Genomic DNA, 24,108 nt, shown 5'->3' on the forward strand with positions numbered 1-24,108 from the left:
TATTAATCACCGATGCGCTCGAGCAACTTCTGAGCTTCGGCTTTCTGCTCATCGTTACCTTCTGCAAGCACCTCATCAATAATATCTTTGGCCCCGGCCATATCGCCCATATCGATGTAGGCGCCAGCGAGGTCAAGCTTGGTTGCCGTTTCATCGCTGTCACTGAGAAAATCGAGCGCCTCGTCGCCCTCTTCACCGCCGCTGAGCTCCGGCAGTTCAAAGTCGAGCTCTTCATCCTTAAGCTCAGCCGGCTCTTGCGAAGCAAGCGCTTCGGCCTCAGCAGGCTCGAGTACAGCGTCAGTATCGAGATCTGGAATTTCAAGCTCGGCTTCGAGATCCGGAATATCGGAATCGCCTTCTACGCTCAACTCGGGAACATCCAAATCAGAGACATCCAGCTCACCTTCGGCGTTATCTGCACCGAGCTCGGCTTCGAGATCAACGTCGCCAATTTCGGAGCCCATTGCCTCAAGCTCAGCGTCCATCGCATTCAGGTCAAAGGCCGTGCCAGTTAACGACAAGTCTTGTTCAGCCGGTTGCTCATTGCTCTCGGCTGGAGCTTCTGCACTGAGATCTGCAGTTAACTCATCATCGAGTTCAAGCTCAAAGTCGTCACTAGCTTCATTCAGAGTCTCTTCGCTGTGCTCACCGAGGCTCAAATCTGCCTCGAGATCAAGATCGGCATCCATATCCAAATCGAGGTCATCGCTGTCACCCAGATCAAGATCCAGTGCCTCAAGCCCGGCTTCAAGATCATCACTAAGGCTGCTTTGCTCATCATCGTCACTGGCAAGGTCGAGCTCCAGAGCTTCCTCTTCAACCTCTGGCTCCTGCTCTGCATCGCCGTCAGTCTTAGTTAGTGACGCGGCAGCGCCACTTTCGAGCGCTTCGAGCTCGCTCAAATCAAACTCAACATCCTGATCGGTATTGCTCTCACCGAGATCGAGATCAAAACTGTCATCGAGATCCAGGCTGCTGTCGATATCGACGTCGATGTCGGTGGTTTCTTTTGCAAGCTCAATACTTGCAGCCATATCGCCACTGGTATCGATCTCCGTCGCCGACTCGCCGGCATCGAAGTCGAATTCACCTAAGTCGAGCCCGCTATCATCGGACGGCTTTTCATAGAGCTCTGCCGATACATCGCCCAAATCAAGATCAAAATCCTGCTCTTCACCGCTTAACTCATCGGCGCCATCGTTTTCGAGATCACCCAAGTCAAACGAGAAGTCATCGCCCTCACCCGTTTCGGTCTCAGCATCTTCGACATAGGCGGTTTCGGCAAAATCACCGGCGCCGCTAATACCGTCGCGCATGGCCGACGCTCGCGAGATCAAGCCCTCAGAAGCACCATGGTTACGCAGCGCAGCATAATGTGGATCAAAGGCCTCAGCATTGTTTTGCGCTGCATAGATTTCCAGTAGTTTCAGGCGCGCTTCGTGATGCTCAGGCTCCTGCTCCAGCGCCTTATTAAGCAACTCTTCGGCTTGATCGTATTTGCCGTAGGCGATGTAGATATCAGATTCAGCAACAACATCTTCGGTTTGAGCTTCGGGCGCTGTCTCGGGCTCTTCCTCAAAGATGTCCTCAACTTGCTCCAAGGCCTCTTCCTGCTCGGCAAACTCATCTTGAATGGCCTCAGGCTGCTCATCAAAATCTTCTTGCTCAAAGGAGTCAAAGGCTTCTGGTTCGTCAAAGCTGGCGCTTTCGTCTTCAAATTCATCTTCATCCCAATCGTCATCGGAACGCTGGCGAATAACGAGGTAGACCACAACAACCAGGGCCACCACACCGGCAATAATAAATAGGATGTAGTCCATCACCATCGTCATAATCGATGGTGATGCCGCAGTATTGCTTACTGGCGCAGGCTTTTGAACTGGCGCCGGACTGGCTGGCTGCTCAGTCACTTCACTCTCGGCTGCGCTCTGTTCAACCTGAGCTTCGCTTGCTGCAAGCGCTTCTTCGCTGAGTACCTCAGCCTCGGCTTCGGTCGTCTCTTCCAGCTGCTCGGCTACCTGCTCACTCTCCTCGGCCAGTGTCTCCATGACCTCATCGGCAGTGCTTTCATCCACTTGTGTCTGGCGGGCATCCAGGCCTTCTTGCTCGGCAACTTGCTCTTCAGTCTCTGCGTTTGCAGCGGAAAGCTCCATTGCACGCAGTGTTTCGTTACTGACATCAATCATGCTCTCGAGCGTGTCAATTTGCTCTTCGAGGTTACCGATTTTACCTTTGAGCTCACGGTTTTCGCTTTGTTTAGCATCGAGCGTTTCTTTGGTTGCACTTAGCTCCGCTTCGAGTTCATCACTGCCGCCAGCATCTGCGCCTTCACCGCCGCTTAAGCGGCCGCTCTCTGAGTCAAACTCTTGCTCCGGTGCACTCAACGAGAGACGGCCTTCGCTATCGCCGCTATCGTCATAGGCAGTAATCGAGCTGGTACTCGCTTCGATCGGTGCGGCAGCGCCACTGCGCCACGCTTCGTTGTGCGCCGACACCTGCTGCACAGCTTGAGCCTTGTTTAAGCTGACAATTTCGTCGCGATCGGGAATGCGCAAGATCTGGCCGGCCTTGAGCATATTGATGTTGCCATTAATAAAGGCCTCGGGATTGGCCCGCTGCAATGCCATCATTGTCTGCTGCACGCTGACGCTTCGGTCGGGGCGCATGGCCAGGGCAATTTCCCAAAGCGTATCGTTGCGCTCAACCGTATAGTTGCTGCCGTCTATACGAGGCTTTGCCGGTGCCGGCGCAGCGGGAGTTTGAGTACTGGGGCTTTGGCGCTCAACCACAGCTGGCTCGCTGGCACTGCGACTGGCCGCAGCCTGCTGAGCCTCGGAGCGACCCTCGTCGTAGGATGCGCGCGGGTTGTAGCGCTCGGTGTCACTGCCAGAGCTGCTCGCGGCGGGCTCAGAGCGAGCCGGCGCCTGACTAATGGTTTGAGTTTGCACCGCCGCAACCGGCGCTGCACTTTGATCGGAATATACCGGGAGGTCTAATAACAGCGTGTACTCGCGCAGCAATTTGCCGCTGGGCCAACGAGCTTCAAGTACAAAATCAAGGAAGGGCTCTCTAATTGGGCTCTGAGAATATACCTTGATAACCGGGCCGCCCGGCGCATTGAGATCGACTTTGTATTTGAGCGCGGTCAAGTGAAAGCTTCGGTCAACACCTAAGCGCTCAAACGCTTCCGGGGAAGCTAACTGCACAAGAATTTCGTCTTCGGTAAGCTGCCTTACTTCCAACAGCTCGATTTCGGCGTCTAAGCGCTGATTAAGATGGGATTTTAAGGAGATATCCCCAAGTCCCAGCGCAGCCACTGTACTTGCACATAACGTGGTGGCGGATGCCAGAATTAAGGATGCTATTCGACGCCCCATAAAGGTCTTCCTTACTTTGCTAGAAGCTTCTACACGATCCGGTCGCGAACCCGGCCGTTTTAACAGTGTCATCGCAGTGAACGAGAATCTGAGTGACACTTTTTTCACCATAAACAAGAGTTAAAGCAGAACCCTTCGCCATAAAAGCTAGAATGGTTCTTCACTATCGCACGTAAGTATTCAGGATAAATAGGTTTTTTTCAACTTTATAACCCAGAAGTATGACCTGGCGCGGCGACAGACTAAGCTTAGGTCAATTTTTTGACATGATCAGAAAAAAATGGGGAAAGAAATAAGACAAATACTCAAGCGGAGCGCGTCTGCCACCCCGCTTGAGCAGGCCGGTGAATCAGGCCTCTTTCAGTATGCGCAGCATACGTCTCAGCGGTTCGGCCGCCCCCCAGAGCAACTGATCACCGACACTAAAGGCGTTGAGAAAATCAGGCCCCATGTTCATTTTGCGAATGCGGCCCACCGGCACAGTCAAAGTGCCCGTTGTCGCGGTCGGGCTGAGCTGCGTTAAGCTCAGATCTCTGTCGTTGTCGACCACTTTAACCCAGTCATTGGCAGAGGCAAGCATCTCGTAAACTTCATCGAGCGGCACATCTTTACTGAGCTTGATAGTAAAGGCCTGGCTGTGACAGCGCATGGCACCGATGCGAACACAGGTGCCATCGACAGCGATGGGCTTGCCGTCAATGCCGAGAATTTTATTGGTCTCAGCCTGGCCTTTCCACTCTTCTTTACTCTGGCCATTATCGAGTTGTTTATCGATAAATGGCAGCAGTGAGCCCGCCAAGGGGGCGCCAAACTCACTGATGCTCAAGTCGCCGCGCATCTTTTCGGTGACCTTGCGGTCGATGTCGAGAATCGCCGAGGCCGGGTCGGCCAGCTCATCTGCAACACAGTCGCGCAGCTCGCCCATCTGCGTCAACAGCTCGCGCATATTGCGCGCGCCCGCGCCAGATGCAGCCTGATACGTCATTGAGCTAACCCACTCAACCAGGTTGTGCTTAAACAAACCACCAAGCGCCATCAGCATCAAGCTGACTGTGCAGTTACCGCCGATATAGTTCTTAATACCTTTGGCAAGACCGTCGCGGATCACACCGTCGTTGACTGGGTCGAGCACTAAAATGGCGTCGTCACTCATACGAAGTGAGCTCGCTGCGTCAATCCAGTAACCACTCCAGCCTGCTTTGCGCAACGGCTCAAACACTTTTGCCGTGTAATCGCCGCCCTGACAGCTGACAATCGCATCGAGCTGCTTGAGCGCTTCCAGATCAAACGCATCTTTCAGGGCCGGCGTATCCCGACCGACATCCGGACCCTGACCACCGACGTTTGAGGTGGTAAAAAACTCTGGCTCGATATCGGCAAAGTCGTTTTCTTCCAACATGCGGCCCATAAGCACGGAACCGACCATGCCGCGCCAACCTACAAATCCTACCTTCATTATCTACTCTCTTATATTCTTGTCTTCAGCGCGCAACTAAGAGCGCACTGAAATCTAAAGCAATGCGGCAACAACCGCGTCACCAAGTGCTTGTGTCGACACTTTGTCACACCCTTCAGACCATATGTCGGCCGAGCGCAGGCCTTGATCTAAGACCTTGCCAACCGCCGCCTCGATCGCATCTGCGGCTTCAGCTTCGGCCAGGGAATAACGCAGCATCATGGCCGCCGACAAAATAGTCGCCAGCGGGTTGGCGATGCCCTGCCCGGCAATATCGGGGGCCGAGCCGTGCACCGGCTCATACAGGCCAAAACCATCGCTGTTTAACGACGCCGATGGCAACATGCCAATTGAACCGGTCAGCATGGCCGCGGTGTCGGACAAGATATCGCCAAACATATTGCCGGTCACAATCACATCAAACTGCTTTGGCTCGCGCACCAACTGCATCGCGGCGTTGTCGACATACATATGGCTGAGCTCAACTTCGGGGTATTCCGGCGCTAAACCCTGCATAACTTCACGCCACAATACCGTTGCCTCAAGCACATTGGCCTTGTCGACACTGCAAACTTTTTTGTTGCGCTTCATAGCCATTTCAAAGGCGTTGCGGCCGATGCGCTCAACCTCGTGCTCGGCGTAAACATAGGTGTTGTAGCCCTGGCGCTCGCCGTTATCCAAACGGCGAATACCGCGCGGCTCACCAAAATAGATACCGCCGGTCAGCTCGCGCACAATTAAAATATCGAGGCCGGCCACCAGTTCGCGCTTCAGCGACGAGGCGTCGGCCAATTGCGGGTACAAAATCGCCGGGCGCAGATTGGCAAACAGGCCGAGCTCGTAGCGAATTTTCAGCAGGCCTTTTTCGGGGCGAATGCTCGCATCCATGGTGTCCCACTTGGGCCCACCAACCGAGCCCATCAGCACCGCTTCAGCTGCGCGACACTTTTCCAAAGTCGAGTTTGCCAGCGGTAAACCGTGCTCATCAATCGCCGCGCCGCCGATTAACTCTTCTTCAAACTTGAGCTTCAAGCCGAACTTTTTATCGACACACTCAAGCACCTTTACCGCTTCAGCGATAATTTCCGGGCCAATGCCGTCTCCGGGTAGCAATACAATTTTTCTTGTCAAAACTCTTACTCCAATTAATCCAGAGAAAACAACCAAGGCGACTCGGCCTTAAGTTTTTCCTCGTACGCGCGAATTTTATCCGCGTCTTTTAAGGTCAAGCTGATATCGTCAAAGCCATTAATCAGGCAATATTTTCGAAACTCGTCGATTTCAAAGCGATAACTTTTGCCGCTCGGGCTCACAACTTTTTGCTCCGGCAAGTCAACGGTCAGCTGGTAAGCTTGTGTTGCGTAGAGCGCTTCAAATAACTCATCGACATCGGACTCAGCCAACACAATCGGCAACATGCCATTTTTAAAGCAGTTGTTGTAGAAAATATCGGCAAAGCTCGGGGCAATAATCGCGCGAAAACCGTATTCATCCAAAGCCCACGGCGCGTGCTCACGACTGGAACCACAGCCGAAGTTTTCGCGCGTCAACAATATACTCGCCCCCTGATAGCGCGCCTGATTTAACGCAAAATCTGGGTTTAAGGGGCGCGAGCTGTTGTCTTTACCCGGCTCACCAACATCGAGATAACGCAGCTCATCAAAGGCGTTAGGGCCAAAGCCTGTGCGCTTGATGCTTTTTAAAAACTGCTTTGGAATGATTAGGTCGGTATCGACATTTGCCCTGTCCATAGGACCGACAAGACCAGTATGCACTGTAAACTGTTTCATTATTAGCCCCTTAAAACTCGCGAACATCAACAAAGTGACCGGCCACGCCGGCGGCCGCCGCCATCGCCGGGCTCACCAGGTGCGTGCGGCCACCGTAGCCTTGACGCCCCTCAAAGTTGCGATTGGAGGTCGAGGCGCAGTGCTCACCCTCTTCAAGCCGGTCGGCGTTCATCGCCAGACACATCGAACAGCCCGGTTCGCGCCACTCAAAACCAGCTTCGACAAAAATTTTATCCAGGCCTTCGCGCTCGGCCTGCGCTTTCACCGCACCCGACCCGGGCACAACAATGGCTTCTTTTACTGAAGCCGATTTTTTACGGCCTTTGACGACCGCTGCGGCCGCGCGCATATCTTCAATGCGCGAGTTGGTGCACGAGCCGATAAATACTCGATCGACATGGATATCGGCAATCGCCTGACCGCCCTCAAGCCCCATATATTCCAAGGCGCGCTCGATGCCACGTTTTTTCACATCGTCGCCCGCATCTTCAGGTCTGGGTACCTTCGCACTGACCGGCAACACCATCTCCGGTGATGTGCCCCAGCTGACCTGCGGGGCGATATCGGCGCCGTTGAGCTCGACCACTTTGTCAAACTCGGCGTCTGCGTCGCTGTAAAGCTCGCGCCACGCCGCTTCTGCGGCTTCCTGCTGCGCTTCATTTGGCGCCAGAAAACGGCCGCGCACATAGTCAATGGTGATGTCGTCGACCGCCACCATGCCCGCGCGCGCGCCCGCTTCAATTGCCATGTTACAGACGGTCAAGCGACCTTCCATGCTCATATTGCGGAATACTTCACCGCCAAATTCAATGGCGTAGCCGGTGCCACCTGCGGTACCAATTTTGCCGATAATGGCCAAAACAACATCTTTTGGGCTGACACCTGCGCCAAGCTCACCGTCGACTTTGACCAACATATTTTTCATTTTTTTGGCAACCAGGCACTGCGTCGCAAGTACGTGCTCAACCTCAGAGGTGCCAATACCAAAAGCCAAAGCGCCGACGGCGCCGTTGGTCGATGTGTGCGAATCGCCACAGACAATGGTCATGCCGGGCAGGCAAGCGCCGGTCTCAGGGCCGACAACATGCACAATGCCCTGGCGCTGATCGTTGATCTTAAACTCGGTGATACCCAATTCATCGCAGTTTTCATCGAGGGTTTTTACCTGAATACGCGAAATGGGGTCTTCAATGCCGTCGACCCCGCTGGCGCGCTCGTTCGCGGTGGTCGGCACATTGTGATCCGGCGTCGCCAACACCGAGCCAACGCGCCAGGGTTTGCGGCCGGCCAAACGCAGGCCTTCAAAGGCCTGAGGTGAGGTCACTTCGTGCACAATATGTCTATCGATATAAATAAGCGCCGAGCCATCGTCGCGCTCACTGACAACGTGGGCTTGCCACAATTTGTCGTACAGGGTTTTTGCTGCCATCGCCTTTGCTCTCAAAGCTGATTTAGGTTGCTCGGTAGGTCTGTCTGGCTCGCCGTCAGTGCGGCAAGCCCCGATTGAAACTTTCTGCTGCGCCCTATTGTAGCCAGTCAAACAAATAACTCAAATTCATTATTTTTATATTTTGCATAAATGTAAGTTATAGTTATACGCGATAAACAATGAGTACAAAACGCCTGTGGATACCGAAGCCCTCAAAGCCTTTGTGAGCATCGCTAAAAGCGGCTCATTTTCCAACGCCGCACAACAGCTGCACCTAAGCCAGCCGGCGATCAGCAAACGCATTGCACGCCTGGAAGAGCAACTGAATCACCGCCTGCTCGACCGCCTCGGGCGCGACCTGCAATTAACCGAAGCCGGGCAACTACTGCTGCCAAGAGCCGAGGCTATTTTATTGGAGCTGCGCGAAACCGAGCGCCGCGTCCGAGAGCTCAGCGGTGAAATCATCGGCAACCTCAGTGTCGCCACCAGCCACCATGTCGGCCTCCATCACCTGCCCCCCATACTTCGGGCGTTTGCCTCCAAGCACAGTCACGTCAACCTGCAGTTCGAATTTCTCGATTCCGAGCAAGCCCATGCCAAGGTACTCGCCGGCGACTGTGAATTTGCCATTATCACCCTCGCGCCCAAAATTGAAGCGCCGCTCAGCTGCGTTGAATTGTGGCAAGACCCGCTGGAAGTCGTGGTCAGCAAACAGCATCAACTGGCTAAAAAAAATAAGGTTGAACTGGCTGATCTTGCCAAAGAAAGTGCAATCTTGCCCGATCTCAATACCTATACCGGCCGCTTAATCAAAGATGCGTTTGAACAGCACCAGCTCAGTATCAAAACCAATATGGCAACCAATTATCTTGAGACCATAAAAATGATGGTCAGTGTCGGGCTCGGCTGGAGCATCTTGCCGGCTACCATGGTCGATGAGCAATTGACAAAGTTAAACATCAAAGAGCTAAAAATTAGCCGCACGCTCGGCTTGATTCAGCATAAAAAACGCAGCCTCAGCAACGCCGGCCGCGCTTTTTACGACTGTGTTATGCGTATGCGTTAACGTGTAGAAAATTAATCTGCCACAGCCAAGCTTGTGGCGGGAAGCGCTTGCTCAGCTTGAAGACTTAATTGAGCTTGAACCTGCGGCTGCTGTTCGGGCGACAGAATAAAACGATCGGCCTGCGCAGCCAAACGCTGCGCCTGCTCTGTTTTATCAAACTTTAAACTCACCGCACTTGCCCGATACAAACGCGCAGCGCTGAGATCGCGATACGGAATGATTTTTTCATCAGTCAGGCCCAGGCTTAACAACAGCTCGCTTAAATCCATACTTGCGCGAGCAGCTCCCTGCCAGGCGAGCGCCGCCTGCTGCCAGTCTTCAGCGCCCTCGAAGGCAAACGCACTGCTCTCGTATACCTGCCCAAGTAAAACATAAAGACGCAGCTGAAGCTTTTGCTCGGCAGTGTTTGTCTCTGCACTGCGAATTAAACCATCTGCGAGTTGCTGCCAGTCGCGGGCAAGCTCGGCATTGGAGCTTGCATACTTACTCCAGGCCGCGCGCTGCTTCTTTTCTTTTCCGCGCTCGAGCCAATACCTTTCAACACGCTTTTGCGCCTCGAATAAATTGTTTACATGATTTAACGCAAGCTTTAACACCGCCTGGGCACTAGCTAAATCACCACCTTCCTTTAGCTGCCCAAAATAATGAATATCTTCTGATACCGACCAAAATAAACCCTCGACAACTTTTTTCTCGTCTTTAATGGATTTGGGTGTGTTGATGTCGGCGTTTTTTGTCGACAATGCCAAAGGCTCGGCGTTAAGACCGTGCACAGTGCACCACTGCTGTCGACTCTGAGCCTGAACAAGCGCCCCCTGCGCCTCAGTATCTGCAACACTTTGCTGCACACATTGCTCGAGCACACGCCGCTGCTGAGCGGCACACTGCCTGGCCAGAACCAGCGAATTTATGGATGCACAATCGCAGTTAATCGTTGAACAAACTTTTTCAGCTTGCGCCTGTAGCGTAAAAAGAAAACAAGGCAAACTTAAAAACAAACCTAAGAAAACCGGGTGTCGAGTCATAGCTGACCGCCCTCCATAGCAAAATATTATTTTTGATTATTTTGTCGCCTGAACTCAGTCTATCTCAGCACCTTTTGAGCAGCAAGTCTCATTTTTTGAACTTAGGGCTGGTTTAGCTGAGTAAAACACGTAGGTAGCGAAAACAAAGAAACGCTGCAAGCGCAGCCAGAATTGCTACAAAAATAAAACAGGCGCTAGCGCTGTGAGCCCAAAGCAAGCCGCTCGCCGCCGCGCCAATCGAGCCGCCGAGACCAAAACTTACGGAGCTATAAAACGCCTGTGCCCGGCTTTGACGCTGCTCACCAAAAAAACGCCGACAAAATTCAACCGCAACACAGTGGCATGCAGCAAACGAAAACGCGTGTAAAAGCTGAACAACAAATAAAGCGGCGCTGCAGTGTGCGGCGTAGGGCAGAGCCAACCAGCGCAAACTCGTTAAGATAAGGCTAAATAACAGAAGTGAATACAGTGAATAGCGCCGAATAAAACGGCTGGTATAAGCAAATAAAACAATCTCGGCAATAACGCCAAGCGTCCAGAAAAAACCAATGCTTAAGCGGCTGTAACCGTGCTGCTCCAAAAATATAGAAAAAAACACATAATACGGGCCGTGGCTGGCATGCAATAAAGTACAGCAAAGAAAAAAAACGGCCAGCTCAGGCTTTAATAACTGCGACCAAAATGCTTGGGCGTCACTCGTACAAGTGTGTTGCTGCGCACTTGCAGGAATCGAAAAACTGATCAGCGCCAACAGCAGTAGCAGAACACTTACAATCGCCGGAAGAAAACTTAAACTTATATAAGTAAAAGCCCAGCCGAGTAACAGTACCAGGGCAATAAAGCCGACGCTGCCCCACAGACGTATGCGACCATAAGAGCGAAAACGCTCCGCTAAAAAACTTAAAGTCAGGCTCTCTGCTTGAGCGAGTATCGCATTCCAGAATATCGCGTAGATAGCCATCGTCAACGCAACCGACCACGCCTGTTTAATAATAAGCAAGGGGCTAAAAGCCAGCGCAGCCAGGCAACAACCGATACGCAAAACTTTAACCCGTCGAGCACTTCGGTCAGCAAAAAAAGCCCAGAGATTGGGGGCAAAAATCCGTACCAACAAAGGCGTGGCAGCGATAAAACCAATAGATTCAGAACTGAAATTTAGGGACTGCAAATAGAGCCCCCAGTACGGCGTTAGGGCGCCAATAACAGCAAAATACAAAAAGTATAACGCTGACAGGCGCCACCACGGCACGAGCTGGAGGCTGCTAATATTTATTCAGCTTGAGCGGGAATGACAGGCACGTTGTGCTGCACACTGCCGTTTTGCGCGCGGTGGCGCATGGCGTGATCAAGCAAACACAGAGCCATCATCGCTTCGGCGATGGGCGTAGCGCGAATGCCCACGCAGGGATCGTGACGCCCAGTTGTAACCACTTCAACCGGATCGCCGTGAATATCGACACTGCGCCCGGGCAAACGCAAACTCGACGTTGGCTTTAATGCAAGGTGGGCAATGACATCCTGCCCGGAGCTAATTCCGCCGAGCACCCCACCTGCGTGATTACTTAAAAAGCCCTCTGGGGTGATCTCATCGCGATGCTCAGTACCTTTTTGAGCCACCGACGCAAAACCATCGCCAATCTCAACACCCTTAACTGCATTGATACTCATCAGCGCGTGCGCCAAATCGGCATCGAGCCGATCAAAGATAGGCTCGCCCCAACCGGCCGGCATATTTTTGGCAACCACGCTAACCTTAGCGCCAACACTATTGCCCTCTTTAATCAGCGCCTGCATATAGGCTTCAAGCTCGGGGATTTTTGCTGGATCCGGGCAGAAAAAGGCATTTTGTTCAATGCTCTGCGGCTGCACCAGATCAATTTCTATCGGCCCCAGCTGGCTCAGGTAACCAAAAATTTCAACGCCCCAAAGCTCTTTTAACACTTTTTTTGCAATCGCACCGGCGGCAACACGCATTGCCGTCTCGCGCGCCGATGAGCGACCGCCACCGCGGTAATCGCGCAGGCCATATTTTTGCGCATAGCTGTAATCGGCGTGCGCAGGACGAAATTGATCTTTAATTTTGCCGTAGTCTTTTGAACGCTGATCCGTGTTTTCTATCACCAGGCCGATGGGCGTGCCGGTGGTTTTGCCCTCAAAAACACCGGAGAGAATTTTTACCTGGTCGCCCTCTTTACGCTGAGTTGTGTAGCGGCTGGTACCGGGTTTGCGCCGATCCAGATCAAGCTGTAAATCCTCTTCCGATAGGGCGATACCCGGGGGGCAGCCATCGACAATGGCACCAAGCGCCAAACCGTGACTCTCACCAAAGCTGGTAACGGTGAAAAGTTTTCCGTAAGAATTTCCTGACATACTAGCTACTTTCTAAAGTTGTTCGGTTTTAACTAGCTCAGTTGTTACTGAACCATGCATTTTCTGTATCTGGCTTTACGCCCTAGCCTGTGGCTCAGTTCACTGTCCGCCAAGGCGGCTGTGCACATCTACAAGCTGTTCGCGGCTGAGAATAAATACCCCACAACCGCCGTGTTCAAATTCGGGCCAAAAGAATGGGTACTCAGCATAGCGCTCGGCAAAAAGCTCCCAGCCGTAACCAACTTCAACCACAAGTAAACCACCGGGCAAAAGGCACTGCTCGGCCTGGCGCAGCAGCCCCTGGACAAAATCAAAACCATCGTTCCCCGAGGTTAAACCGAGCTTTGGCTCGGCCAAATACTCAGCTGGCAACTGTGCGTATTCAGCTTCGCTGACATACGGCGGGTTCGATACAATCAAATCGTAGCGCTGCTCTAGCACCTCGGTTAAACCATCGGATTCGATGGCTTGTACACGCGAGCTTAAATCAAAGCGTTCGATATTGCGTTTGGCAACGTGCAAGGCATCGGCGCTGATATCAACTAAGTCGACTTCGGAATCGGCAAACTCGACGGCGCAGGCGATGCCAATACAGCCACTGCCAGTACAGAGATCCAAAATGCGCGCGGGGTAATCACTTAACCAGGGCTGAAACTGCGCATCGATTAATTCCGCAATCGGAGAGCGCGGCACCAAGGTGTTTTCATTAACGTAAAAAGGCAAACCGGCAAACCAGGCTTCGCCAGTGATGTAGGCCGCCGGGCAGCGCTTAATAATGCGCTTCTCAACGGCTTTAACCAGTTTGTCTTTCTCGTCGCTGCTAAGGCGCACATCCCAGAGCTGTTCGAGCCTCTGCCAGGGCTGATTAATCGCCCACAGCGCCAATACTTGCGCTTCATCCCAGTCGTTATCGGTGCCGTGACCGTAAAACAACTCGGCGTCGCGAAAGCGTGTCGAGGCCCAGCGCACCCAGTCGCGCAGGCTTAAAAGTTCAGAAAACAGCTGCATAAATCTTTGGCAATTTGGAAAAAGGCCGCTATTCTAGCGCCTTTTTGCTCCGCCCGCCTCCCCGGCAAGGCTTCACTTCGGTATCCGCATGAAAGACTTATTCGCACAAATCATCCGCGACATGGGTGAGGATCTCCAGCGTCCCGGCCTGGTAGACACACCCGAACGCGCCGCCAAGGCTTATAGCTACCTGACTCAGGGCTACCAACAGAGTGTTGACGAGGTTGTCAACGACGCCCTATTCCCGTCGGATTCAACCGACATGGTCATTGTGAAAGACATCGAGCTCTACTCAATGTGCGAGCATCATATGCTGCCGTTTATCGGCAAAGCCCACGTCGGCTATTTGCCCCAAGGTAAAGTACTCGGTTTAAGCAAGGTCGCACGTATTGTCGACATGTACAGTCGCCGCCTGCAAATTCAAGAACAGCTGAGCTCTCAGATTGCCAACACGATTCAAGACGTGACAAATGCCGCTGGCGTTGCAGTAATTATTGAAGCCAAACACCTGTGCATGATGATGCGCGGCGTCGAAAAACAAAATTCGCTGATGCGCACCTCGTGCATGCTTGGCCAATTCCGCGACAACCACGCCACGCGCGCGGAATTTTTATCACTAATAAAATAAGTACGCCGCCGTCATCCAGCTAAAAAAACACCGGGGCCTGCCCCGGTGTTTGGCATCAGCAAAGACAGCTTAGTGAACCGGTCGAGTTGAAGCCATCACCTCAGCAAAACTCAAACCGAGACGGCTTAATTCCCAACTCATTAACAACACAAAGACAATAATCAGAGCATAACCTGAGGCCAGCAGCTGCCAGGCATAGTTGTTTTCGCGGCGATAAATAAAACTGTAGACAAGCGACGGCAGTGGCGGGAAAAAACAGGCGATGCCCCACAGCCACTGTTTTTTACCCAAGGCCATCAACATAGCCATCAAGGTTCCGACAAAAGCCAGCGCTAAACCGCAGGCTCCGGCAACGGCACTTAGGGTAATTAATATTAAATTCGGTTCAGGCATTATTTCTGCACTAACTCCACTCTATTTTGCCCAGGCAGGGATCTCGGCACCAGCGCACCGACACTGTCGACACTAAAGCGCCCCGCATCGAGGCCAGCGCCAACAAGAAGCTGTTTAATACGCTCGGCCTGCTCGAGCGCGCGCTGACGATTTAACGTATCACTGCGCTGATCGTAGCTGTGACCGACCACATAAAAGCGGCTGTATGGTTTGCGCCTTAAAGCATCGACCACGCGCGCGAGCAACTCGTCCTCAAAGGCGCTGCCTTGCTGATCTTGTTTAAAAACCAGGTAACCGCGGCTTTGCAGCTCTGCGCTGACTGCCTCGGCTGTAGGGGTTAACTGTTGCTCAGCGCTCAAGCTAATTCGATCAAGCTGCGCATAAATACGCCGGTTACCGCGCTGCACAAAATATAAAACCAAGACCTCAGAAGCCTGTTCGAGCTGCCACACCTGATAACGTTGACTGGCGTCCAAACCGTAGAGCTGCTTGATGTTAAAACGCTGATTGGCCCAGGCATTTGAGCTGCCGCAGGCCAGCCCGCGACAGGCAAACAGCTTGCGCTCGCTGCCGCTTAGATTTAAATGCGCATCGAGCATAGCGCGCGCATCGGCAATGCTGGTGCCACTGTTAAACTCCCAGGTCTGTCGCTGCACGCGACCGCGAAGGCGCAACTCCGTGTCGGCGACAATCTGTGCATTGACGTTTTTTAAGGCACTTAAAGTCAGCAGATAATCGGCGTGCTTATTGTCGCTGCTGTATACAAGCCGCTGATCGACCAACTGCTCGGCGCGGGCAAAACAAGACAAACATACAAGCGAAAATACCAGGGTGAAAAAGCCCAATTTAGTCATTATCTAAGGTCACCAGATACTGTTTTATTGTGTTTACCAGTGGGCCAAGCTGCTCGTGCTTGGCACTCATATGGAGGTGATGGCCGCCATCTAACTCAACGACCATAAGCTTCTCATGTTCGCGCCATTTATCTAAGGCTTCACCAACTAAAAAACCATCGGAGGCGGCAACTAACAGTGCGCGCTGCTGCCAGGCGTCGAGAAAAGCTCGCGCCTGCGCTGGGCTCAAGCGCAGCTCAGAGGGCAGCATCAAGGCACTGTCAAAGTGCCAGTACCAGCCTTTGTCTGCATCGCGGCGCACTGAGCGCTGCGCCAGCAGCTCGCTCGCTTCGTAGCTAAGCGGATACAAACCCTGCATGCGGCTGTGTACCGCAGCCTCAAAGCTCTTGTGGTAACTACGCCGGCGCAATTTCTTCAGATCAAGACTCGCCATAACCGCCGTGCGCAAGTGGCGCGGCAACGCCACTTCATCCGTCGTATGAGGCAGCAAAGCATCGAGCAACACCAGCCCCAGCGTTCGTTCGGGAAAACACGCAGCAAACAAACTTAATACCATCGCGCCGCGACTGTGGCCAAGCAAGACGGCGCGAGGCCAGGCGAGTTGTTGCAAGACCTGAATCAGCTCGCGCAGGTCTTGCCAGATATTGTAGGCGCCCTTGCCTGGGCGATGTGTGCTCAGCCCCTGCCCAGCCAAATCCAAGGCAAGCACATCACACTCGGGCAACTGCGGCGCCAGCTGTGCAAAACTTGCGGCGTTATCCAACCAACCGTGTAAAGCCAGTACTTTGATTGGCGAGCCCTCGTGCCAGCGCAAGCCGGCAAGGCTGACACTGTCCAACTCAAAGCGGACTTCTCGAGCCGAGCTGTGCATTAAGGGTGAGCCAGCCAATTTAACTGACAGCACGCCGCAGCAAGCGGGTCACAAGAAAGCTGCGCGAGCGCCGCGGTGCCCATGCGATAGCGACCACAGTCAAACCCACCGAGCTCGTCAAGCACAATACCCAGTAGAGGCTGATGACTGACAACCGCGATACGCTGGTGGTGCTCGGACAGCTCGTAGAGTTTTTCAATTAACACGCGGGGATCGGCATTGGGTACTAAGGCCGCCAATTCCCGCTGAGGCGCGGGGCTGTATTGGCTGAGAATATCTGCACTTTGCCTGGTGCGCAGATACGGGCTAAATAAAATCAGTTCGAGTTCGCGCAGCTCATCGCACTTTTGCTGGCAGACCTTGTGCAATTCAAGCTCGCCCTGAGCGGACAAAGGCCTGAGATTATCAGCCGCTGCGTGCGCCTCGGCATGGCCGTGGCGCAATAAAAACAGCTGCATCAGGCTTGGCTGCTTGGCTCGCCTTCCGGCTCGGCGCTGTCGACAATATCGGACACCGGCAAGTCGGAAAACGGGAAAGGTTTTTCTTCGCTACTAAAACTGACAAAGCGCAGACACTGATTAATGTATTGGCAAAGTACATCGGCAAACTGGGCCAGCTTGAGCTTTGGTTTGCCAGCAATCAGGGCAAACATAAACTGTACCAATACCAGCACCCAAAACACCGCCATCGCGGCATAAAGAACCACTGCAAACAGCAGCATATAAACCAGGCGTATCCAAATATGAACTGCGCTAATGTTTTTTTTCAGCTGCTCATCCATCAGTGTATCTCCTTAAAACGGCAAGTTTATTGGCCCTGTTGCTGGGCGTCGACGTCGTAACTCATTTCACCGGTCATCAGGCGACTGACCACCCTGCGGATATTCTGCCCCTCGAATACGATGGCGTAAAGTCCCTGCACCAGCGGCATATAGACATCGAGCTCCTTGGCTTTGGCGTACACGGTTTTTAAGGTATTAATACCCTCGACCGCCTGGCCAATATCTGCAACGGCCTGCTCAAGGCTCTTGCCTTCACCGAGCGCTTTGCCCGCGCGAAAGTTGCGACTTTGATCGGAGGTACAGGTCAAAATAAGATCACCTACCCCCGCCAAACCGAGAAACGTCAGCGGGTCGGCGCCGAGCTCTCTAGAAAAGCGCCCCATTTCAGCGAGGCTGCGGGTCAGCAACATGGCCTGGGTATTTTTGCCAGTGCCTAGCGCTTCGGCCATGCCCGAAACAATGGCGTAAATATTTTTTAAGGCGCCGGCCAACTCAACTCCAAAGCTGTCGCTGTTGCGATAGATGCGGTACGAGCTCGACGAAAAAATATCCTGCACCTGCGCCTGCACGTCGTCGTGACTACTTGCAATGACACTGCCGGTGATCTGGCCTTTAACCATCTCCCGGGCAAAATTTGGCCCGCTCAATACACCGATATGAGCCTGGGGGATTTCCTCTTCAAGGATTTGACTCATCAGGCTAAAGCTTTCTATCTCTATGCCTTTGGTCGTCGATACAACCGGGGTGCCCTCGCCAATCAACGGCGCCACTTTTTTTGCGACGTCGCGAAACGCTTTACTGGGCACCGACACAAAAACAATATCGGCGCCGGCGACAACCTGCTCGAGCTCAGCGCTGATATGCAAAGCGTCGGCGAGAGGGTAATCTGGCAGATAGCGCTGGTTTACACGCAGGCTTTGGGTCTGCTGTGCGCGCTCGGGGTCGCGCATCCACAGCCAGGTTTCGAGGCGGTTGACGGCCGCCATATTGGCAATAGCGGTGCCAAAACTGCCACCGCCGAGAACGGCAATTTTTTGTGCCGACATAAGCGTAAGACTCAGTTGTTGTGAGCTAAAAGCGGTGCTTGGCACCGCTGGCGAGACAGTTAAGCCTGGCTTAGCTCCAATAGTAGCTTGTTCATGCGTTTAACATAGGCCGCCGGATCTTTAATCGAGCCACCTTCAGCTAAGGAAGCCTGATCAAAAAGTATGCTGGCAAAATCGGCAAAGCGGTCTTCGTCGCTTTCCTGATCCATTTTTTGCACCAGAGGGTGCTCAGGATTAATTTCAATGGTCGGCTTTGACTCGGGCACAGCCTGGCCGGCCTGCTCTAAAATACGGCGCATTTGCGCGCCCATATCGTGCTCACCAACCACCAGGCACGCCGGGGAGTCAGTTAAACGGTGTGTGACGCGCACAGACTCAACATCGTCTTTCAAGCTTTCCTGCAGGCGTTTTACGAAATCTTCAAATTTCTTTTCAACTTCTTCTTGCGCTTTTTTATCTTCTTCGCTGTCGAGCTCGCCGAGATCGAGCGCGCCTTTGCCAACGTCCTGGAACTGCTTGCCGTCAAATTCGGTCAGGTGCCCCATCAGCCATTCGTCAATGCGATCGCTGAGCAATAGAACCTCAATGCCTTTTTTGCGGAAAATCTCGAGGTGAGGGCTGCTCTTAGCCGTGTTATAGCTGTCGGCAACCACATAATAAATTTTGTCCTGCCCTTCTTGCATGCGCTCAACGTATTCACCCAGGCTCTGACTTTGCTCGGCCGAGCCTGTGTGAGTTGATGCAAAGCGAAACAGCGCAGCAATTTTTTCTTTATTGCTAAAGTCCTCAGCCGGGCCTTCTTTTAATACTTCACCAAACTCTTGCCAGAACTCGGCGTAGGCTTCGCCGTCGTTCTTCGCCATTTTGCCAAGCATATCCAGCACACGCTTAGTCAATGCAGACTTCATCGAATCGACATTTGGATCCTTTTGCAAGATCTCGCGGCTGACGTTCAAGTTCAAATCGTTCGAATCGAGCACACCTTTAACAAAGCGCAGGTACAAAGGCAAAAACTGTTCGGCGTCATCCATAATAAATGTGCGCTGAACATAGAGCTTTAAGCCGCGCGCGGCATCGCGATTGTATAAATCGAACGGCGCTTTCGCTGGAAGATAAAGTAAGGAGGTGTAGTCGAGCTTACCCTCGACCCGGTTGTGACTCCATTTAACCGGGTCACTGAAATCGTGGCTAATGTGTTTGTAAAATTCTTTGTACTCGTCGTCGCTAATCTCAGAACGCGAGCGCGTCCACAATGCCTTGGCTGTATTGACGACTTCGTCTTCAGGCTCGCCTTTATCTGCATCCTCACCACTTTGCTCTTTTAGCATAACGACCGGCAAGCTGATGTGGTCACTGTATTTTTTAATGATCGAGCGCAGGCGCCAGCCATCGGCAAACTCTTGCTGATCATCTTTCAGGTGTAATACCACTGTGGTACCGCGCTCAGCGCGCTCAAGTGTTTCAACGCTGTACTCGGCTTCGCCGTGGCTCTCCCAGTGCACACCCTCTTCTTTACTCAGACCGGCGCGGCGAGTAAACACTTCAACTTTATCAGCAACAATAAAGGCAGAGTAAAATCCGACACCAAATTGACCGATTAATTGACTGTCTTTTTTATCGTCGCCGCTCAATTGAGACATAAACGCCGCCGTGCCAGACTTGGCAATCGTGCCTAAGTGACTGATCACCTCATCGCGACTCATACCGATGCCGTTGTCGCTGATGCTGACGGTGCCGGCATCCTTGTCAAAATCAATGCGAATCTTCAACTCAGGGTCGTCTTCAAACAACTCGGCCTGATTTAGAGCCTCAAAACGCAGTTTGTCTGCGGCATCCGATGCATTGGACACAAGTTCACGAAGAAAAATCTCTTTGTTTGAGTAAAGAGAATGAATCATCAAGTGAAGCAGCTGCTTGGCTTCAGTTTCAAATCCACGGGTTTCTTTAGTGGCCTCTGCGCACATGTTGGTCTCCTGAGTGAAGCTAATTTGAACTGCAGGCTTAGATGGGGGCCGCAAGTTTTAATTCAAGGGCCCGGGGAAAATTTATGGTTTGCAGCGATATACCGCAAAAGGCTGGCTGCCCTGCTCCGGTTCAGCCAGAGATACCAGCGAGTCCCCGTCCATCTTTACCGCTTCATTTTTAGCCAGGGTGAGCAGTTCTTCAGCGACCTTACTGCGCTTGCGCTCTAAACCAACAACATCGTGCTTGACGGCAACATTTACTTTGCCCAGGCGCTCGCAGTTAGCGACGTGACTGTCTTTAACCAAAGCCACGTTGTCAGCCCCCTCTTGAGGCTTAACCCAGGTGCAGGCGGTAGTTAAGGTAATTAATGCTAAGCAGGCTGTTCGAAAAACAATCATAGTTCGACCTCAATTAAAAACGCCGAGTATACACGGCGCACGTGGCACTTTTTTAGCTGCGATTTAAAATTTGTCGCACATCGCCCGCGCTTCGCGCTTTAAGGCTCAAAGCCTACACATGACAGTTGCCAGCAAATAGGCCCAACACCATCAATAGCGCATATCCGCCGGTAGATCGGGCACTTGAGGGTAGGAAGGCTTGTCACCGCGGCCGCGGCGAAACTCGCGCAATTGAAAGACATAGGCAAGCACCTGAGCCACGGCAACATAAAGCCCCGCCGGCACCTCTTGCTCAAGTTCAGTGGTATGAAAAATGGCCCGCGCCAAAGATGGGCTTTCAACCTGCTCGATCTTGTGCTCTTTCGCCATACTGCGAATCGTTAGCGCAATCTGATCAACACCTTTAGCAACGAGCACCGGCGCACTCATTGACTCGGGCTTGTATTTTAAGGCAACGGCAAAATGTGTTGGGTTTGTGATCACCACATCGGCCTCGGGCACCGCAGACATCATGCGGTTTTGCGCCATTTGCATTTGCATCTGCCTGATTTTGCTTTTTACTTCGGGTTTACCTTCCGAGTCTTTTAATTCATCTTTGATATCCTGGCGAGACATGCGTAGCTTTTTCTTGTGCTCCCACAGTTGAAACGGCACATCAATCATCGCAATGACGATGGTCGAAGAAGCCAGGGCGATGCCGGCCCAGAGGCACAAGTCGAGCGCGTGTTGCACCGCCTCGTTTAAGGTTTCGCGTGCAAGCCCCATTAATTCGGCTTTGGTCAGGTACAGCAACAAAAACGCTACGGCAATCACCAAGCTCACTTTGGCAATACCTTTGACCAGCTCTACTAATGAGCGCACACTAAACATGCGCTTAATACCGGCAATCGGGTCCATGCGGTTAAATTTAGGCAACAGCGATTTACCGCTAAACAAAATGCCACCGAGCGCCGTCGGACCGACAATCGCGGCAAACACAACCACGGAGAAAAACGGCAGGCTCGCCCAGAAAAAATCATCAAAAGCCAGGCCTAAGTGACTAAACATCGTATTTTGATCAAATAAGCGATCGCGAGTAAGAGAAAAATTATGCACCAGTATGCGCATCAAACTCTGCGCCATCGCCGAACCAAAAATCATTAACCCCAGGGCACTGGCGATCAACACCGCAAACGTTGTCAAATCTTTAGAGCGCGGAATCTGCCCTTCATCTCGAGCTTTTTGCTGGCGTTTTGGCGTCGGCTCTTCTGTTTTTTCCTGAGCGCTGTCTTCCTCAGCCATCAAGGTGCCTCAATCAGTTCGTGCACGTAAGCAAAACCACCATTGAGGCTCAGCTCAAAGCTCTCGATAAATACGCCCAAGCCGACATAAATGAGCCCCAAACCGCAGATAAGCGTAAATGGAAAACCAATAGCAAAGATATTTAATTGCGGCGCTGCGCGACTCATCACACCAAAAGCGATATTAATAAATAACAAACTGGTCATGACCGGCAGTGCAAACACCAGCGCAGAGGCAAACATCCAGCTGCCGAGTTCAACCATCATATATAACTTGGCCGGGGCAAATGAAGACTGACCAACAGGCAGGGTGTGAAAGCTTTGCATAAGCAAAGAAATAAGATAGAGGTGGCCGTTAACCGACACAAACATCAATGTGGTAAGGATCAAGAAAAACTGACTCAATACTGTGGTCTGCACACCATTGGTCGGATCGTTCATCATCGCAAAACCCAGGCCCATTTTCATCGCCATAAACTGCCCGGCTAAAACAAATACGTGAAAAACGACTTGAAAACAAAAGCCCATCAAAGTGCCTATCGCTATCTCGCGAAGTGCGACAGGTAAAATATTAACCGACAACAGAGGCAGCGGTTCAAAACTCGGCATTAACGGCAGCGCAAGTATGCTCAGTAAACTCGCAAGCGCCAGGCGAACGCGTGGAGATACGAGCTTAGAACCGATAACTGGCACCACCATAAACATCGACGCAATACGCACAAACGGCAGAAAGTACTGCTGAACAAATAAGGCAATCTCTTGATCGCTGATCATCGCAGGGTAATAAGCTCTGGAATTTGTAAAGCTAGTTGCTGAAACAAATCAATAAACTGCTGAGTCAACCAGGGCCCCATCACCATGATGGTAAGCAAGGTGACGATCAAACGCGGAAGAAAACTTAGAGTTTGCTCATTTATCTGCGTCGCAGCCTGAAAAATACTAACCGTCAAGCCAACCAATAAGCTAGGCCCCACAATAATTAACACCATCAACACCACCAGGTAAAATGCTTCACCAAATAATTGCAGGGCTATCTCTGGGCTCATAACAATACTCTAAGTTAAATACCGAAGCTCGCCGCCAGCGTGCCGACTATCAGCCCCCAGCCATCGACTAAAACAAACAGCATAATCTTAAACGGCAGTGAAATAATTAACGGCGACAACATCATCATACCCATCGCCATTAGCACACTGGCGACAACAATATCGATGACTAAAAATGGGATAAAAATAATAAAACCGATCTGAAAGGCCGTTTTTAGCTCCGATGTTACAAAGGCCGGCATCAGTATCGAAAAAGGTATGTCCTCGGCCTTGGCAACGGGGTCGTGAGCACTGATACGAAAAAACAGATCGATATCATCTTCACGGGTGTTGGCTAGCATAAATGCTTTCATTGGCAGCTTCGCCCTGTTTAACGCCTCGATCGACGTGATTTTCTCAGCCATATATGGCTGTAACGCCTGTTGATTCACCTCTTCGATAACCGGCGTCATAATAAAAAATGTTAAAAACAAAGACAGCCCAATAAGAATCTGATTGGATGGGCTCTGCTGCAAACCGAGTGCCTGCCTTAAGATAGAAAACACAATAATTATGCGGGTAAACGACGTCATCATCATGAGTATTGCTGGCAGAAAGGTCAGCATGGTCATGAGTATGAGTATCTGCAAGGTCACGCTGTAATCTTCGCTGCCATCAGCTTTTTTTGTAACCGTTAGTGCTGGCAGCGCCGGCAAGGCCTTGACACTATTTCCCTGCAACAAATTTTCGGCCTTGTTGATAGCCGGGCTGGCGCTTTGTGGCTGGTTTTGATCTTGAGCGTGAAGCGACGAACTTAAAGAACTAACAAGCAGGCAAAAGAACAGGATCAGCGAAGATTTAGTCAACACGGCTGCTGCTTCCTTTATCTGCCTTGTCGGTATTTTTCTGAAGCAGACCCTGTAAGAATGACGAAAAATCTGGTTTTTGGCTAAGCGCCTGCACGGAATCTGTTGCTGTTTTTTTCTCGTCAGCCTGCGAATGCTCAGAAGAGTGCTCAAACGCATGTAAAAGCGCAACAGAGCCATCGGCGACACCGACTAAAAAGCTTTGACCACGGGCCGTAAGCAATACCACCTTTTCTTTTCGGCCCAAAGCTAGTGAGGCCTGCACGCTCAACTGGCGATTATTTGTTAAAGCAGAAATCGGCAAGCGCCGCCCCAACCATGCAAGCACCAGGATAAGAACAACTATAAACGCAAGCGCGGCGCCGACCTGGATCAACATTGCCGCGTAAGAGCCCGCACCCTCGGCAAGTGTATTTACCGAACCCAGTTGCTCCGCTGCAGCCGAATATTTAGTATCGTTAGCTAAGTCAGCACGCATAT

At 52.0% G+C, this 24,108-nt stretch carries 24 protein-coding genes; 2 read left to right on the top strand and 22 right to left on the bottom strand.

What is annotated here, in order from left to right:
• Nucleotides 1-2: 2 nt before the first annotated feature.
• The 5 genes from CFK45_RS00995 to leuC all read right to left on the bottom strand — a co-directional run bounded on the left by CFK45_RS00995 (nt 3) and on the right by leuC (nt 8,052).
• A complete protein-coding gene (locus CFK45_RS00995; RefSeq protein ID WP_158224565.1) occupies nt 3-3,377 on the bottom strand; it encodes a FimV/HubP family polar landmark protein in 3,375 nt (1,124 codons plus the stop codon).
• 349 nt (nt 3,378-3,726) lie between these two features.
• Nucleotides 3,727-4,833, bottom strand: a complete 1,107-nt coding sequence (gene asd, locus CFK45_RS01000; protein ID WP_096084533.1) for an aspartate-semialdehyde dehydrogenase — start codon at nt 4,831-4,833, stop codon at nt 3,727-3,729.
• Between the two features lie 54 nt (nt 4,834-4,887).
• Complete coding sequence (gene leuB / locus CFK45_RS01005) at nt 4,888-5,964, bottom strand: 3-isopropylmalate dehydrogenase (RefSeq protein ID WP_096084534.1); 1,077 nt, start codon at nt 5,962-5,964, stop codon at nt 4,888-4,890.
• 14 nt (nt 5,965-5,978) lie between these two features.
• The gene (leuD, locus tag CFK45_RS01010; protein ID WP_096084535.1) at nt 5,979-6,623 is read right to left on the bottom strand and encodes a 3-isopropylmalate dehydratase small subunit; all 645 of its coding nucleotides are present in this window, start codon (nt 6,621-6,623) and stop codon (nt 5,979-5,981) included.
• Nucleotides 6,624-6,633: 10 nt separating this feature from the next.
• A complete protein-coding gene (leuC, locus tag CFK45_RS01015) occupies nt 6,634-8,052 on the bottom strand; it encodes a 3-isopropylmalate dehydratase large subunit (RefSeq protein ID WP_096084536.1) in 1,419 nt (472 codons plus the stop codon).
• 196 nt (nt 8,053-8,248) lie between these two features.
• On the opposite strand from leuC, the gene CFK45_RS01020 reads away from it, so the two are divergent.
• Nucleotides 8,249-9,118 carry a LysR family transcriptional regulator gene (locus CFK45_RS01020; RefSeq protein ID WP_096084537.1) on the top strand — a complete coding sequence of 290 codons (870 nt, stop codon included), beginning with the start codon at nt 8,249-8,251 and terminating at the stop codon, nt 9,116-9,118.
• 11 nt (nt 9,119-9,129) lie between these two features.
• On the opposite strand, the gene CFK45_RS01025 is transcribed toward CFK45_RS01020, so the two are convergent.
• From CFK45_RS01025 to prmB, 4 genes are all read right to left on the bottom strand, one after another.
• Nucleotides 9,130-10,143 (bottom strand): hypothetical protein, encoded by a 1,014-nt coding sequence (locus CFK45_RS01025; RefSeq protein ID WP_096084538.1) that lies wholly within the window; start codon nt 10,141-10,143, stop codon nt 9,130-9,132.
• Between the two features lie 112 nt (nt 10,144-10,255).
• Nucleotides 10,256-11,392, bottom strand: coding sequence for an MFS transporter (locus tag CFK45_RS01030; protein ID WP_239923495.1), 1,137 nt, complete (start codon nt 11,390-11,392; stop codon nt 10,256-10,258).
• 20 nt (nt 11,393-11,412) lie between these two features.
• Nucleotides 11,413-12,513 carry a chorismate synthase gene (aroC, locus tag CFK45_RS01035; RefSeq protein WP_096084540.1) on the bottom strand — a complete coding sequence of 367 codons (1,101 nt, stop codon included), beginning with the start codon at nt 12,511-12,513 and terminating at the stop codon, nt 11,413-11,415.
• A gap of 99 nt (nt 12,514-12,612) precedes the next feature.
• Complete coding sequence (gene prmB / locus CFK45_RS01040) at nt 12,613-13,521, bottom strand: 50S ribosomal protein L3 N(5)-glutamine methyltransferase (RefSeq protein ID WP_096084541.1); 909 nt, start codon at nt 13,519-13,521, stop codon at nt 12,613-12,615.
• Between the two features lie 88 nt (nt 13,522-13,609).
• Here prmB and folE point away from each other — a divergent pair, with 88 nt between their 5' ends.
• Nucleotides 13,610-14,149 carry a GTP cyclohydrolase I FolE gene (gene folE, locus CFK45_RS01045; RefSeq protein WP_096084542.1) on the top strand — a complete coding sequence of 180 codons (540 nt, stop codon included), beginning with the start codon at nt 13,610-13,612 and terminating at the stop codon, nt 14,147-14,149.
• Nucleotides 14,150-14,218: 69 nt separating this feature from the next.
• Here folE and CFK45_RS01050 read toward each other — a convergent pair whose 3' ends face one another.
• The 13 genes from CFK45_RS01050 to CFK45_RS01110 form a co-directional block, all read right to left on the bottom strand.
• Nucleotides 14,219-14,542: a hypothetical protein gene (locus CFK45_RS01050; RefSeq protein WP_096084543.1), complete on the bottom strand. Its 324-nt coding sequence runs from the start codon at nt 14,540-14,542 to the stop codon at nt 14,219-14,221.
• Nucleotides 14,542-15,396, bottom strand: a complete 855-nt coding sequence (locus CFK45_RS01055) for a DUF4892 domain-containing protein (RefSeq protein ID WP_096084544.1) — start codon at nt 15,394-15,396, stop codon at nt 14,542-14,544. Before CFK45_RS01055 ends, CFK45_RS01050 begins: the two co-directional genes overlap by 1 nt.
• Nucleotides 15,389-16,267, bottom strand: coding sequence for an alpha/beta fold hydrolase (locus tag CFK45_RS01060; RefSeq protein ID WP_096084545.1), 879 nt, complete (start codon nt 16,265-16,267; stop codon nt 15,389-15,391). Before CFK45_RS01060 ends, CFK45_RS01055 begins: the two co-directional genes overlap by 8 nt.
• Nucleotides 16,267-16,725: a phosphohistidine phosphatase SixA gene (gene sixA / locus CFK45_RS01065; RefSeq protein ID WP_096084546.1), complete on the bottom strand. Its 459-nt coding sequence runs from the start codon at nt 16,723-16,725 to the stop codon at nt 16,267-16,269. The genes CFK45_RS01060 and sixA overlap by 1 nt, the downstream gene beginning before the upstream one ends.
• Nucleotides 16,725-17,048 carry a DUF4389 domain-containing protein gene (locus CFK45_RS01070; protein ID WP_204378394.1) on the bottom strand — a complete coding sequence of 108 codons (324 nt, stop codon included), beginning with the start codon at nt 17,046-17,048 and terminating at the stop codon, nt 16,725-16,727. The genes sixA and CFK45_RS01070 overlap by 1 nt, the downstream gene beginning before the upstream one ends.
• Nucleotides 17,049-17,074: 26 nt before the next feature.
• Entirely contained in the window at nt 17,075-18,094 is a 1,020-nt protein-coding gene (locus tag CFK45_RS01075; protein ID WP_096084884.1) for an NAD(P)H-dependent glycerol-3-phosphate dehydrogenase, read from the bottom strand.
• A 59-nt stretch (nt 18,095-18,153) separates the two neighbouring features.
• On the bottom strand, nt 18,154-20,058 hold the full coding sequence (gene htpG, locus CFK45_RS01080) for a molecular chaperone HtpG (RefSeq protein WP_096084548.1): 1,905 nt from the start codon (nt 20,056-20,058) through the stop codon (nt 18,154-18,156).
• 81 nt (nt 20,059-20,139) lie between these two features.
• Complete coding sequence (locus tag CFK45_RS01085; protein ID WP_096084549.1) at nt 20,140-20,457, bottom strand: DUF4156 domain-containing protein; 318 nt, start codon at nt 20,455-20,457, stop codon at nt 20,140-20,142.
• 150 nt (nt 20,458-20,607) lie between these two features.
• Nucleotides 20,608-21,738, bottom strand: coding sequence for a flagellar biosynthesis protein FlhB (flhB, locus tag CFK45_RS01090; RefSeq protein ID WP_096084550.1), 1,131 nt, complete (start codon nt 21,736-21,738; stop codon nt 20,608-20,610).
• On the bottom strand, nt 21,738-22,511 hold the full coding sequence (fliR, locus tag CFK45_RS01095; RefSeq protein WP_096084551.1) for a flagellar biosynthetic protein FliR: 774 nt from the start codon (nt 22,509-22,511) through the stop codon (nt 21,738-21,740). The genes flhB and fliR overlap by 1 nt, the downstream gene beginning before the upstream one ends.
• The gene (gene fliQ / locus CFK45_RS01100) at nt 22,508-22,783 is read right to left on the bottom strand and encodes a flagellar biosynthesis protein FliQ (RefSeq protein ID WP_096084552.1); all 276 of its coding nucleotides are present in this window, start codon (nt 22,781-22,783) and stop codon (nt 22,508-22,510) included. The genes fliR and fliQ overlap by 4 nt, the downstream gene beginning before the upstream one ends.
• 14 nt (nt 22,784-22,797) lie before the next feature.
• Entirely contained in the window at nt 22,798-23,523 is a 726-nt protein-coding gene (gene fliP, locus CFK45_RS01105; RefSeq protein WP_204378403.1) for a flagellar type III secretion system pore protein FliP, read from the bottom strand.
• A gap of 97 nt (nt 23,524-23,620) precedes the next feature.
• Nucleotides 23,621-24,106, bottom strand: a complete 486-nt coding sequence (locus tag CFK45_RS01110) for a FliO/MopB family protein (RefSeq protein WP_096084553.1) — start codon at nt 24,104-24,106, stop codon at nt 23,621-23,623.
• Nucleotides 24,107-24,108: the final 2 nt, after the last annotated feature.

Source organism: Agaribacterium haliotis (assembly GCF_002312815.1).
Classification (GTDB): Bacteria; Pseudomonadota; Gammaproteobacteria; order Pseudomonadales; family Cellvibrionaceae; genus Agaribacterium; species Agaribacterium haliotis.

Excerpts from the sequence above, each read along its gene's own strand:
- CFK45_RS00995 (WP_158224565.1), bottom strand. The coding sequence starts at position 3,377 with ATGGGGCGTCGAATAGCATCCTTAATTCTGGCATCCGCCACCACGTTA.
- asd (WP_096084533.1), bottom strand. The coding sequence starts at position 4,833 with ATGAAGGTAGGATTTGTAGGTTGGCGCGGCATGGTCGGTTCCGTGCTT.
- leuD (WP_096084535.1), bottom strand. The coding sequence starts at position 6,623 with ATGAAACAGTTTACAGTGCATACTGGTCTTGTCGGTCCTATGGACAGG.
- leuC (WP_096084536.1), bottom strand. The coding sequence starts at position 8,052 with ATGGCAGCAAAAACCCTGTACGACAAATTGTGGCAAGCCCACGTTGTC.
- CFK45_RS01025 (WP_096084538.1), bottom strand. The coding sequence starts at position 10,143 with ATGACTCGACACCCGGTTTTCTTAGGTTTGTTTTTAAGTTTGCCTTGT.
- aroC (WP_096084540.1), bottom strand. The coding sequence starts at position 12,513 with ATGTCAGGAAATTCTTACGGAAAACTTTTCACCGTTACCAGCTTTGGT.
- prmB (WP_096084541.1), bottom strand. The coding sequence starts at position 13,521 with ATGCAGCTGTTTTCTGAACTTTTAAGCCTGCGCGACTGGGTGCGCTGG.
- folE (WP_096084542.1), top strand. The coding sequence starts at position 13,610 with ATGAAAGACTTATTCGCACAAATCATCCGCGACATGGGTGAGGATCTC.
- CFK45_RS01050 (WP_096084543.1), bottom strand. The coding sequence starts at position 14,542 with ATGCCTGAACCGAATTTAATATTAATTACCCTAAGTGCCGTTGCCGGA.
- CFK45_RS01055 (WP_096084544.1), bottom strand. The coding sequence starts at position 15,396 with ATGACTAAATTGGGCTTTTTCACCCTGGTATTTTCGCTTGTATGTTTG.
- CFK45_RS01060 (WP_096084545.1), bottom strand. The coding sequence starts at position 16,267 with ATGCACAGCTCGGCTCGAGAAGTCCGCTTTGAGTTGGACAGTGTCAGC.
- sixA (WP_096084546.1), bottom strand. The coding sequence starts at position 16,725 with ATGCAGCTGTTTTTATTGCGCCACGGCCATGCCGAGGCGCACGCAGCG.
- CFK45_RS01070 (WP_204378394.1), bottom strand. The coding sequence starts at position 17,048 with ATGGATGAGCAGCTGAAAAAAAACATTAGCGCAGTTCATATTTGGATA.
- CFK45_RS01075 (WP_096084884.1), bottom strand. The coding sequence starts at position 18,094 with ATGTCGGCACAAAAAATTGCCGTTCTCGGCGGTGGCAGTTTTGGCACC.
- htpG (WP_096084548.1), bottom strand. The coding sequence starts at position 20,058 with ATGTGCGCAGAGGCCACTAAAGAAACCCGTGGATTTGAAACTGAAGCC.
- CFK45_RS01085 (WP_096084549.1), bottom strand. The coding sequence starts at position 20,457 with ATGATTGTTTTTCGAACAGCCTGCTTAGCATTAATTACCTTAACTACC.
- flhB (WP_096084550.1), bottom strand. The coding sequence starts at position 21,738 with ATGGCTGAGGAAGACAGCGCTCAGGAAAAAACAGAAGAGCCGACGCCA.
- fliR (WP_096084551.1), bottom strand. The coding sequence starts at position 22,511 with ATGATCAGCGATCAAGAGATTGCCTTATTTGTTCAGCAGTACTTTCTG.
- fliQ (WP_096084552.1), bottom strand. The coding sequence starts at position 22,783 with ATGAGCCCAGAGATAGCCCTGCAATTATTTGGTGAAGCATTTTACCTG.
- CFK45_RS01110 (WP_096084553.1), bottom strand. The coding sequence starts at position 24,106 with ATGCGTGCTGACTTAGCTAACGATACTAAATATTCGGCTGCAGCGGAG.